Here is a 9,348-nt window from a genome sequence, read left to right as displayed (position 1 = left end):
ACGGTCTGATTCCCTTGGCCTAACCACCCTCTCCCGGGTCCGGCCCGGGGGTTGAAACCCGCATCGGCCGGCGGGTTTTCTCCAAAAACCGAGCGGAGAGGGACAGGAGATCATTATGAGTTTCAAGGTTGCGATCGTCGGCGCCACGGGCAATGTGGGCCGGGAAATGCTCAACATACTGGAAGAGCGCGGCTTTCCGGTAAGCGAAGTGGTGGCACTGGCCTCGCGGCGCAGCCAGGGCACGGAAGTGTCGTTCGGCGACCGTACGCTGAAGGTCAGGACGCTCGACCAGTATGATTTTTCCGACACCGACATCTGCATCATGTCGGCCGGCAGCGCTGTTTCCAAGGAATGGTCGCCGAAGATCGGCAAGCAGGGCTGCGTCGTCATCGATAATTCGTCGGCCTTCCGCTACGACCAGGACGTGCCGCTGATCGTGCCGGAAGTGAACCCGGACGCGATCTCGCTTTTCACCCGCAAGAACATCATCGCCAACCCGAACTGCTCGACGGCGCAGTTGGTCGTGGCGCTGAAGCCGCTGCACGACTTCGCCACCATCAAGCGCGTCGTCGTCGCCACCTACCAGTCGGTGTCGGGCGCCGGCAAGGAAGGCATGGACGAGCTGTTCACGCAGACGCGGGCCGTGTTCGTCGCCGACCAGGTCGACGTCAAGAAGTTCACCAAGCGCATCGCCTTCAACGTCATCCCACATATCGACGTCTTCCTCGACGACGGCTTCACCAAGGAAGAGTGGAAGATGGTCGCCGAGACCAAGAAGATGCTCGACCCGAAGATCAAGCTGACGGCGACCTGCGTGCGCGTGCCGGTGTTCATCGGCCATTCGGAAGCGGTCAACATCGAGTTCGAAAAGCCGATCACCGCCGACGAGGCGCGCGACATCCTGCGCGAAGCGCCGGGTTGCCAGGTCTTGGACAAGCGCGAGGACGGCGGCTACATCACGCCGTTGGAATCGGCGGGCGAAGACGCCACCTTCATCTCGCGCATCCGCGAGGATTCGACCATCGACAACGGCCTGTCGATGTGGATCGTGTCCGACAATCTGCGCAAGGGCGCGGCGCTGAACGCGGTGCAGATCGCCGAGCTTCTGGTCGAGCGCGGCCTGATCCAGCCGAAGAAGAAGGCGGCTTAATCTCGCTCACGGGCCGTATCGCCGCTGCCGCGGCGGGCCCTGCGCGGGCGCGCCGGAAAGTCGGCGGCCCGCAGTCGCGGGCTCGGCCTTTGGCCGGTAGCTCTCTTCTCCCCGTCGCTATACGGGGAGAAGATGCCGGTAGGCAGATGAGGGGCAGCGCTGACGCTTCAAGTAGGCCGGCTCTCTTCCGCCAAACTTTCCAGTATCACTATTGCCTCCTCCGCCCGGCCCGCCGGCACGAACAGATGATCGTGATAAAAAGCCGAGACCGGATTGACGCCCATGTCGGCGGTGGCCAGCCGGGTGGTGATGGCGGCGAGGAAGCCGACTGCTTCCAGCGACGAATGGATGTTCAGCGTGATCATGCGGCTTCGGAATACGCCTTCCAGGCCGGCGGCCTTCGCCTCGTCCTCAAGCACAATCAGCGTCGTGCCTTCGCGTTCGCGAAACACCATCACCGGCTCGAGGGTTTCAGGGGCGGATGTACCGGGCGCCAGGGTGACGAAGACGTGGACGCCGGGCAGCAATTTCGGCGTCATCGATGCCAGCAGTTTTTTCAGATCGGTCTCGCCGGCCATCGTTTGCTTCCGTATGTTTTCGTGATCGGGCAGCCCTCGCGTTGAGTCGACCTGCAAGCTTCGATAGCGCGCACAGCTCCACCCGGCAAGACGACATCGCCATGTCGTTGGCGGCTGAGCTTGCGCGCCTTGTCCGTCGCACAATAGACAGCGTCAGGATCACTGTCGGTCCGCCGAGGGTTTTAGATGATCGTTCGCCCGCGCCCGGGATTCCTGCATTTGTTCTTCATCATGCGCGGCTCTGTGGTGCCACGCATCCTGCCGCAAATCTTCGGCTTCGGCCTCTATGGCGCGCTGGTGGTGCTGGCGGTCAGGGCCTCGAGGCTCGACTTCGGCAATGCTGGCACCGCGCCCTTCGCCCTGCTCGGCGTGGCGCTGTCGATCTATCTCGGCTTTCGCAACAACGCCGCCTATGACCGCTGGTGGGAGGCGCGCAAGCTGTGGGGCCAGCTGGTCTTCGACATCCGTAACCTGGCGCGCGCCTCAACCGGGCTGATCGAAGACCGCACCGAGCTGCGCGGCCTGTTGATGGAGGCGATTGCCTTCTGTCACTTTTTGCGCGGCCTGCTCAGGCGTGTCGATGCCACGGCCGAGGCACGCACCTTCATCGGCGACGAGGTCGAAGATGCCGCCAAGGCGGCCAACGCGCCTGATGCCATGGTGCGGTGCATGGGCGGGCGTATTGCAGCACTGCGCAAAGCCGGCGCCATCGACACGATCGGCTACCGCATCCTCGACGAGCGGCTGTCGGAAATCGCCGCCGCGCAAGCCGGCTGCGAGCGCATCATGGGAACGCCCCTGCCCTTTGCGTACACGCTGCTCCTGCAGCGCACCGCCTACATCTTCTGCCTGCTTTTGCCATTCGGGCTGGCCTCGGCCGCCGGCTGGGCGACGCCGCTGTTCACGGCGCTGATCGCCTACACTTTCTTCGGTCTCGACGCGCTGTCGGAAGAACTCGAGGATCCGTTCGGCACCGAGGCCAACGATCTGGCGCTCGACGGTCTCTGCCGCGTCTGCGAAATCTCGGTGTTCGAGGCGTTGGGCGAGACGCCGCCGAAGATGATTGCGGCGGAGAAGTTTTATTTTTCGTAGGTCTTCGCGAGGCCGATAGGCAGTGAACGTTGATGCTTCGGTGGTCAGCAAACCTTCGAGAATAGCTGGAACATCCCTCCCTTCGTCATCCTAGGGCGAAGCAAGGAGCGAAGCGACGTGGCGCAGACCCTAGGATCCATGCCGTGATGCCTGTGGTACGAAGACGGACCACAAGCGAGCACTCTTCTTCGCAGCGAATGGACGCTTCCTTCTCGACCGCTGTGTTCTTCGCCTGATGTCGCGGCATGGATCCTAGGGTCAAGCCCGAGGATGACGAAGGCGCGGTGGCTGGCTGCCCACTTTCGCCCCTGCTGTGGAGGGACCACCGCCAAAAAGAATCCTGACCCTGTCGGATCATCGCCCCGTGCCCCGTCCTTGGTTCAATCCTGGCAAAAACTGCCAGTGCCCGAACCAACGGAGGAACACCAATGAGCATTTCCCAAACCTCGCCCATCTCATCAGGCGCCCTGTGGACCGGCCGCGGGCTCAGCGCCATCATCGTGCTGTTCATGATCTTCGACGGCGTCATCAAATTGCCGCCGCTCGACATCGTCACCCAGTCCATGGTGCCGCTCGGCTGGCCGGCCGACGCAAACGTTGCGCGCCTGCTCGGCATCATCGGCCTGGTCTCGACGGCGCTCTATGCGCTGCCGCGCACCGCGGTGCTCGGCGCCATCCTGCTCACCGCCTATATGGGCGGCGCCATCGCCACCAATGTGCGCGTCGACAACCCGCTGTTTTCGCACACGCTGTTCGGCGTCTATCTTGGCATCATCCTGTGGGGCGGCCTGTATCTCAGGGACCCCCGGCTGCGTGCCCTCGTTCCGTTCACCCGATAAGCGCACACAACGAGAAAAAGAATGCTCACCACCATCATCGTCATCCTGGTTGTGCTGATCGCCGCCGTGCTCATCTATGCCGCGACACGGCCGGATGATTTCGTCGTCAGCCGCTCGGCCAGCATCAATGCGTTGCCCGAGGCGATCTTTCCTGAGATCAACGATTTCAGGCGCTGGAGCGTTTGGTCGCCTTACGAGAAACTCGACCCGGAGATGAAGCGCACTTTCTCCGACGCCGACAGCGGCAAGGGCGCCGCCTATGCCTGGCACAGCGGCGGCAAGGCCGGCATCGGCCGCATGGAAATCACCGGTTCGGTGCCGTCTTCGCTGATTGCTCTGAAGCTCGACTTCGAGAAGCCGTTCAAGGCCAACAACACCGTCGAGTTCACCTTGAAGCCGGCCGGCAACGCAACCACCGTCACTTGGGCCATGCGCGGCCGCTATCCGTTCATGGCCAAGCTGATCGGCGTGTTCATGAACTTCGACAGGCTGGTCGGCAAGGATTTCGAGACCGGTCTCGCCAATCTGAAGCAGGCCGCCGAAAAGTAGGGAGATTTGTTTCGTCGTTGCCCAAGCGGATCAAATTGTGCATTCGCGCGTTGTCGATCCAATGTGGGTGAAAAGTTTGCCCCTTGGGAGAGGAACGACGATGAAAAAGATCATGCTTTTGATGGCGTTGCTGGTGCCGCTCGGCGCCTGCTCGCAAACGGAAAAGGGTGCGGCGGTCGGCGGCCTGGGTGGCGCGGCCATAGGCGCTGCGGTGGCCAATGATCCGGTGGAGGGTGCAGTCGTTGGTGGTGCTGTCGGCGCCGTCGCCGGCGCGCTGATCGGCCGGGCCAACGAACCGGACCGCTGCCGCTACCGCGACCGCTACGGACGTACCTATATCGCCCGCTGTCCCGACGGCTATTGATCGGACGATACAACAAAAAACGGCGGGCACAGGCCCGCCGTTTTCATGAAAGATGGAAGTCGAATTACTCGGCTGTGGCCGCTTCCGCCTCGGCCGGTGCGGCTGCCGCGGCAGCAACAGCGGCGGCGGCATCTTCCTGCGCCTTCTTCAGCAGGGCAGAGCGCTCCTGCGCCTTCTTGCCCGGCTCGGCCTTCTTCGGGTTGGAGCGGGCGTCGCGCTTGGCAATGCCGGCTTCGTCGAGGAAGCGCAGCACGCGGTCGGTCGGCTGGGCGCCGTGCGACAGCCAATGCTTGACGCGGTCGGCGTCAACCTTGACGCGCTCGCCGTCCTTGGGCAGCAGCGGGTTCCACGAGCCGAGCGACTCGATGAACCGGCCGTCGCGCGGCGAACGGGCGTCGGCGACGACGACGTGGTAGTAAGGACGCTTCTTCGAGCCCGCACGGGCCAGTCTGATTTTCAACGGCATTTCTGTTTCTCCTAACAATTCTGATTTCGTTGGTTGGTTGTGGCTGTTTTATTAGCCGGCTTTCGTCACGCCGTTGGAGGCGGCGATCTGTTCGTGATGTCGGATCACTTCGCGGACGACGAAGTTGAGGAATTTTTCCGCGAAATCCGGGTCGAGATGGGCATCCTTCGCCAGCTGGCGAAGACGGGCTATCTGCTGCTGCTCGCGCGCAGGGTCGGCCGGCGGCAGACCATGCGTCGCCTTCAGCACGCCGACCGCCTTGGTGCAGCGGAAGCGCTCGGCCAGCATATGGATGAGGGCCGCGTCGATGTTGTCGATCGAGGCGCGGTAGTCGGCCAGGATGGTGCGTGCGTCGGCCATGTCTTTTTCTTCGTTCATGACGCCCTCACTTCTTCTTGCCGAGACCGGGCAGACCGCCGCCGCCGAGGCCGGGAAGACCCGGAAGCTTCATGCCACCCGGCAGACCGGGCAAGCCACCGCCGGGAAGGCCGCCAGGCAAGCCCTTCATGCCACCGAGGCCGGGCACCTGCTTCTGCAAGGCTTCGAGCTGCTTGGGGTCCATCTTCGACAAATCGGGCATGCCGCCGCCCATACCACCGGGCATCATGCCGCCAAGACCCATCTTGGAGGCGAGGCCGCCCATCATGCCGCGCATGAGGCCGCCGCCTTTGCCCTTGCCGCCCATCGCCTTCATCATGTCGGCCATGCCGCGATGCATTTTCAGAAGCTTGTTGATTTCGGCCGCATCGGTGCCGGAGCCGGCGGCGATGCGCTTCTTGCGCGAATGTTTCAGCAGGTCCGGGTTGGCGCGCTCGGCCTTGGTCATCGACGAGATGATGGCGAGCTGGCGGCCGAACATCTTGTCGTCGAGGCCGGCGGCGGCCATCTGGTCCTTCATCTTGCCCATGCCGGGCATCATGCCCATGATGCCGCCCATGCCGCCCATTTTCGACATCTGCTGAAGCTGGTCGGCGAGGTCGTTCAAATCGAACTTGCCCGACTGCATCTTCTTGGCCATCGCCGCCGCTTGTTCGGCGTCGATGTTTTCGGCGGCCTTTTCGACCAGCGAGACGATGTCGCCCATGCCGAGAATGCGGTCGGCGATGCGCTTGGGGTGGAATTCCTCCAGCCCGTCCATCTTTTCGCCGGTACCGATGAGCTTGATCGGCTTGCCGGTGACGGCGCGCATCGAAAGGGCTGCACCGCCGCGGCCGTCGCCGTCCATGCGGGTCAGCACCAGGCCGGTGATGCCGACGCGCTCGTCAAAGCTTTTCGCCAGGTTGACGGCGTCCTGGCCGGTCAGCGAATCGGCGACCAGCAGGATTTCGTGCGGGCTCGACACCTTCTTGATGTCGGCCATCTCGACCATCAGCGGCTCGTCGATATGGGTGCGGCCGGCAGTGTCGAGGATGACGATGTCATGGCCGCCGAGCTTGGCTGCCTGCACGGCGCGCCTGGCGATGTCGACCGGGTTCTGACCGGCAATGATCGGCAGCGTCGCGACCTTGATCTGTTCGCCGAGCTGGCGAAGCTGCTCTTGCGCGGCCGGACGCCGGGTGTCGAGCGAGGCCATCAGAACCTTCTTGTTCTGACGCTCGGAAAGGCGCTTGGCGATCTTGGCCGATGTCGTCGTCTTGCCCGAGCCCTGCAGGCCGACCATCATGATGACGACCGGGGCCGGCGCGTTGAGGTCGATGGCGACGCCTTCGGAGCCGAGCATGTCGACCAGCTCGTCATGGACGATCTTGACGACCATCTGTCCCGGCTTGATCGACTTGACCACGGCGGCGCCGACGGCCTTTTCGCGCACCTTGTCGGTGAAGGAACGCACCACTTCCAGCGCCACGTCGGCTTCCAGCAGCGCGCGGCGCACCTCGCGCAGCGCCGCCGAGACATCGGCCTCCGACAGCGCACCGCGGCCGGTCAGGCCGTTCAGGATGGAGCCAAGGCGCTCCTGAAGGGATTCAAACATTCTTTTTCCTTTTCTCAGGCACCCGGATGGTGCCCGAGAGGTAATGCGTTCGCGCCAAGTGTCCAAACAAAAGAGCTTGTCCAAACAAAGCCCGGGCAAACACAAAGCCAAAAAGCACCCGGGGGCGCTCAGCGCTGCCGGGTGTTGGCCTCCAGGATCGATTTACAGCACTTCACCTCAAAGAGGTTTCGGCGTCCTGGTCGGCTTGCTCGGAGGAATACTCGTCGCGGATTTCGCGGGCTGTAGACAGGAAATCGGCCGCGGAGTCAAGGTCTGGGCGGGATGCGGCTCATGGCAGCACTTCCCCATCCAGGATCCTCGCGTAGAGATCGAGATAGCCCTTGGCGGTTTTGGCGATCGGAAACCGATCGGCGGCCGAGTCGCGGCAGCGTTGCGGGGAAAGCCCGGCAACCGCATCGAGAGCGGCGGCGAAGTCCGCGTCGGTGTCGAACAGCAGCCCGGTGTCGCCATCGACGATCTCGGGCAAGGCGCCGCGCGGCGTGCTCAGCACCGGCGTTCCGCACAGCATGGCCTCGACCGGCGCCATGCCGAACGGCTCTTCCCAGGCGATCGGATTGAGAAAGGCTTTTGCCTCACCCAGCAGACGCAGCTTTTCGTCGCCATCGACGGTGCCGTGGAAACGATAGCGTGACCCCAGACTCTTGAAGAACACACCGTCGCGCCGGACCTGGCTGCGCGTCAGCAGTGTCCAGCGCGCCCCGCCGGCGATGTCGAGGCGGAAATGGAATTTCCTGGCGAGGTCGACGGCACGATTGAGGTTCTTGCCGGCGCGCGCGATGCCGGCGAGAAACAGCAGGCGGTCATTCTTCGAGCTGGCCAGCCGATAGGAATCGGCGGGAAAGCCGTTGTAGACGAACGTCTTCCGGCCGTGATTGCGCGCATGGCTGGCGCTGACGAAATTCCAGTTTTTCTGCCGCCTGGGTTCGCCCGGCAAATAGCCATGCTCGGTGTTGAGGGTCGGAAACGGAACCTCGACGTACCAGCCGTTGAAATGGACGATGTCGGTATCCATCGGAATGGCCGCCCGGCATTGCGCTTCCGACGATACGCCGCGTACCTCGCAAAGCGGATGGCTTGAGCCGGCGCCGGCAATCAACACGACATGGTGGCCGGCGCGAACCAGTTCGCTCGCCAGCCAATCGACCTGGCGCTCAGTGCCGCCATAGCCCCTGGCAGGCAGCACACCCGAAGCGACCAGGGTGATGCGCATCAGCCTGGTCCGCCGGTGCGCGAAATGTCGGGTTCGACCTTCAGCGGCGAGCGCGGGTGCAGCAGCAGCAGGATCGTCAACAGGCTGCTGACGATGCCGATCATCGCGATGAGGACCGCATTCGTCGTCGTCCAGCCGGCGCCTTCGAGCGGCTTGGCGTTGAACAAAGCGAAGGAATTGTAGCTTTCCTGGTGCGAAATCAGCAGGAAGCCGGTCAGATTGTTGCCAAGATGGGCGCCGAAGCCGGCGCCGAGGTTGCCGGAGATATAGACCAGAAGCGTCAAGAGCAGTGCGAAGGCGGCGATCGAGGCCAGCACGCTGGCGTTGATGGCGGCGGTCGAACTCGTGCTCCAGTGCAATGCGGTGAACAGCATCGCCGGCAGCAGCGCCCAGATGAGGGGGCTAGCGAAACGGCTTGCCAGGCCTCTGAGCAGATAGCCGCGGAAAAGCGCCTCCTCGGACGATGTCTGCAGCAAGGTAAGCGCTACGATCGGGATCAGGTACAACAGCCAGGACGACAGGCTGATTGCGCCGCGCGCGATCCCGGGCTGCAACCAATAGAGCAGGATTTCGGAAAACAGCGAGGTGATCAGCACCGCGGCCAGGCCTTTCAGGAAGCCGTTGCGCGAAACTCGGCGGCTGGCACCGATCAGCGCCGCCAGTGGCTCGCCATGGACCCAGCGCATCGCCGCCCACAGGCCGAGCCAGATGCCGGCGAACGAGCTCAGCGCAACGAGAATGCCGGGGGGCGATGCCAGAAAATTCTGCACCGGCTGGATGCCGACCGAGCCGCCGGTCGAGGCCATCCAGACAACAAAGGCATAGGTGCCGCCAAACACCACGACCACGGTGACTGCCAACCAGAAGACGACGACGATCACCGTTCCGAGCAGCAGGCGCGGCAAGGTCGTCTTGTCGTTCGGCGAACGCCGGTAGCGCTCGAAGGCGGCATTGTCGATGATCACGCGGGTCCCCTTGCCGAACGCTTTCGGGTCGCATGATCTATGGGATCGGGGCCTCGCGCGCAATCATCCTCGTAGGTCTCATGCGCGCGGGCCAAAATGGGGCGGGGGCCGCCTGCGCCGGCGGCCGCCCGTTTGAGCGGTT

At 63.5% G+C, this 9,348-nt stretch carries 11 protein-coding genes; 5 read left to right on the top strand and 6 right to left on the bottom strand.

Going from position 1 to position 9,348, the window contains the following annotated elements:
* Positions 1-115: 115 nt before the first annotated feature.
* Entirely contained in the window at positions 116-1,150 is a 1,035-nt protein-coding gene (locus tag AC1D0N_RS28495; RefSeq protein WP_477249577.1) for an aspartate-semialdehyde dehydrogenase, read from the top strand.
* Between the two features lie 167 nt (positions 1,151-1,317).
* On the opposite strand, the gene AC1D0N_RS28490 is transcribed toward AC1D0N_RS28495, so the two are convergent.
* Positions 1,318-1,728 (bottom strand): ACT domain-containing protein, encoded by a 411-nt coding sequence (locus tag AC1D0N_RS28490; RefSeq protein ID WP_477249575.1) that lies wholly within the window; start codon positions 1,726-1,728, stop codon positions 1,318-1,320.
* Positions 1,729-1,914: 186 nt separating this feature from the next.
* Here AC1D0N_RS28490 and AC1D0N_RS28485 point away from each other — a divergent pair, with 186 nt between their 5' ends.
* The 4 genes from AC1D0N_RS28485 (at position 1,915) to AC1D0N_RS28470 (ending at position 4,572) form a co-directional block, all read left to right on the top strand.
* The gene (locus tag AC1D0N_RS28485; RefSeq protein ID WP_477249573.1) at positions 1,915-2,820 is read left to right on the top strand and encodes a bestrophin family protein; all 906 of its coding nucleotides are present in this window, start codon (positions 1,915-1,917) and stop codon (positions 2,818-2,820) included.
* Positions 2,821-3,248: 428 nt separating this feature from the next.
* Positions 3,249-3,659, top strand: a complete 411-nt coding sequence (locus tag AC1D0N_RS28480; RefSeq protein ID WP_477249572.1) for a DoxX family protein — start codon at positions 3,249-3,251, stop codon at positions 3,657-3,659.
* A 21-nt stretch (positions 3,660-3,680) separates the two neighbouring features.
* Positions 3,681-4,208, top strand: a complete 528-nt coding sequence (locus tag AC1D0N_RS28475) for an SRPBCC family protein (RefSeq protein WP_477249570.1) — start codon at positions 3,681-3,683, stop codon at positions 4,206-4,208.
* Positions 4,209-4,308: 100 nt separating this feature from the next.
* Entirely contained in the window at positions 4,309-4,572 is a 264-nt protein-coding gene (locus tag AC1D0N_RS28470) for a glycine zipper domain-containing protein (RefSeq protein ID WP_477249568.1), read from the top strand.
* A 64-nt stretch (positions 4,573-4,636) separates the two neighbouring features.
* Here the strand turns inward: AC1D0N_RS28470 and rpsP are convergent, their stop codons facing one another.
* The 5 genes from rpsP to AC1D0N_RS28445 all read right to left on the bottom strand — a co-directional run bounded on the left by rpsP (position 4,637) and on the right by AC1D0N_RS28445 (position 9,206).
* A complete protein-coding gene (rpsP, locus tag AC1D0N_RS28465; protein WP_477249566.1) occupies positions 4,637-5,038 on the bottom strand; it encodes a 30S ribosomal protein S16 in 402 nt (133 codons plus the stop codon).
* Positions 5,039-5,089: 51 nt separating this feature from the next.
* Complete coding sequence (locus AC1D0N_RS28460; protein ID WP_095083976.1) at positions 5,090-5,416, bottom strand: chorismate mutase; 327 nt, start codon at positions 5,414-5,416, stop codon at positions 5,090-5,092.
* Between the two features lie 7 nt (positions 5,417-5,423).
* Positions 5,424-7,010, bottom strand: coding sequence for a signal recognition particle protein (gene ffh, locus AC1D0N_RS28455; RefSeq protein ID WP_477249563.1), 1,587 nt, complete (start codon positions 7,008-7,010; stop codon positions 5,424-5,426).
* 289 nt (positions 7,011-7,299) lie between these two features.
* Entirely contained in the window at positions 7,300-8,241 is a 942-nt protein-coding gene (locus AC1D0N_RS28450; protein WP_477249562.1) for a glycosyltransferase, read from the bottom strand.
* Complete coding sequence (locus tag AC1D0N_RS28445; protein WP_477249560.1) at positions 8,241-9,206, bottom strand: CPBP family intramembrane glutamic endopeptidase; 966 nt, start codon at positions 9,204-9,206, stop codon at positions 8,241-8,243. The genes AC1D0N_RS28450 and AC1D0N_RS28445 overlap by 1 nt, the downstream gene beginning before the upstream one ends.
* Between the last annotated feature and the right edge of the window lie 142 nt (positions 9,207-9,348).

The organism is Mesorhizobium sp. P2_E10 (genome assembly GCF_056404235.1).
The sequence above is the reverse complement of the archived record's forward strand: the minus strand, read 5'-3'. Positions and strand labels throughout refer to the sequence as shown.

Excerpts from the sequence above, each read along its gene's own strand:
- AC1D0N_RS28475 (WP_477249570.1), top strand. The coding sequence starts at position 3,681 with ATGCTCACCACCATCATCGTCATCCTGGTTGTGCTGATCGCCGCCGTG.
- AC1D0N_RS28495 (WP_477249577.1), top strand. The coding sequence starts at position 116 with ATGAGTTTCAAGGTTGCGATCGTCGGCGCCACGGGCAATGTGGGCCGG.
- AC1D0N_RS28485 (WP_477249573.1), top strand. The coding sequence starts at position 1,915 with ATGATCGTTCGCCCGCGCCCGGGATTCCTGCATTTGTTCTTCATCATG.
- AC1D0N_RS28460 (WP_095083976.1), bottom strand. The coding sequence starts at position 5,416 with ATGAACGAAGAAAAAGACATGGCCGACGCACGCACCATCCTGGCCGAC.
- AC1D0N_RS28470 (WP_477249568.1), top strand. The coding sequence starts at position 4,309 with ATGAAAAAGATCATGCTTTTGATGGCGTTGCTGGTGCCGCTCGGCGCC.
- AC1D0N_RS28490 (WP_477249575.1), bottom strand. The coding sequence starts at position 1,728 with ATGGCCGGCGAGACCGATCTGAAAAAACTGCTGGCATCGATGACGCCG.
- AC1D0N_RS28450 (WP_477249562.1), bottom strand. The coding sequence starts at position 8,241 with ATGCGCATCACCCTGGTCGCTTCGGGTGTGCTGCCTGCCAGGGGCTAT.
- ffh (WP_477249563.1), bottom strand. The coding sequence starts at position 7,010 with ATGTTTGAATCCCTTCAGGAGCGCCTTGGCTCCATCCTGAACGGCCTG.
- rpsP (WP_477249566.1), bottom strand. The coding sequence starts at position 5,038 with ATGCCGTTGAAAATCAGACTGGCCCGTGCGGGCTCGAAGAAGCGTCCT.
- AC1D0N_RS28480 (WP_477249572.1), top strand. The coding sequence starts at position 3,249 with ATGAGCATTTCCCAAACCTCGCCCATCTCATCAGGCGCCCTGTGGACC.